Here is a 1,116-nt window from a genome sequence, read left to right as displayed (position 1 = left end):
TTAACTGATTATCATAACTCTACTATAAGATAACTAAAAGAGAATCTAAAAGTTTACGAATACTGAATTAAATTTTAACTCTCAGCAAACGAATAAATCCTCAGGTTATACCCGAGGGTTTATCATTTAAACATAGCAATAGAAAAGATTTTACACAAACATTCTTTGTAGTAGAGCTTGCTTTTGTAACTTTAAGGAATTTAAATACCTTTTGTGTAGATCAAGTAAAAGATTTACTTCCTCTAACAATTTATTAATTCTAATCATTTCGAAATTTGTTGGAGGTAATTTTACTGTAGCTTTGAAAAAATCATTAACACCAATATTAAGAAGGCCATGATTTCTAGCACCTTCAGTACTAAAACCTAACATTTCGTTCTCCCAATGACGGCTCTGATAAAAATTATTTAATAAATCAGAAATACCATCATCTTTAGGTTTAAATACTATGTACAAAGTAGACAAACAACCATAGTCATAAGCTTCTAGTCTTCTAATTGCTCCAGCCTTATAGCCACTTGAATAACTTTTATTATATGCAAATTCACCCTTTTTAATTAAGTAATAACCAGATAAGTCCTTTGAAGCTACTATCTTATTAAAAAATGATTGCTGACTAATAATTCCATGTTCAGCTGAGATAGTTAGTGGATCTTGCGAAATATTATCTTTATTTTTTCGAGTAACTCTTGTAACTATCTCTCCTAATTTAAAAGTTTTCCACTCTCCACTAAAGTTCTTAAATCTTAATTTTGGAATAGATTTATCAACATATGGAAATAAAGTATCCAATAAAGATTCTTTTAACTTCTTAATTTTATTTACTTTAATCTCTTGATAATTTATATTATGATCCAATTTAGTTTACTAGAGTATGTTTTTACTTTTATTATTAACAGTGATTCCGTATCTTATTAAAAAAAAGTAATTATTTTTTTACGAATTATATGTTTTTTTATTAATTTAACAGTAAATTACTATATTTTTTCAGTATTGATAAGTCTACATTAATCATACACTTTATTTTTCAAAGTATTTTGAGAACATTTATATTAAATCAGATGAATATTAGGTGTATAAATATTAAGTTAAAATGATATAAAAAAGGTATTATTT

At 25.3% G+C, this 1,116-nt stretch carries 1 protein-coding gene; it reads right to left on the bottom strand.

Going from position 1 to position 1,116, the window contains the following annotated elements; translation table 11 throughout:
- Nucleotides 1-150: 150 nt before the first annotated feature.
- Nucleotides 151-858, bottom strand: a complete 708-nt coding sequence (locus CKF59_RS07760) for a restriction endonuclease subunit S domain-containing protein (protein ID WP_119535331.1) — start codon at nucleotides 856-858, stop codon at nucleotides 151-153.
- Between the last annotated feature and the right edge of the window lie 258 nt (nucleotides 859-1,116).

This window comes from Psittacicella gerlachiana (assembly GCF_003585965.1).
Taxonomy (GTDB): Bacteria; Pseudomonadota; Gammaproteobacteria; order Enterobacterales; family Psittacicellaceae; genus Psittacicella; species Psittacicella gerlachiana.
Note: the sequence above shows the minus strand (reverse complement) of the source record. Positions and strands in the feature narration are given on the sequence as shown.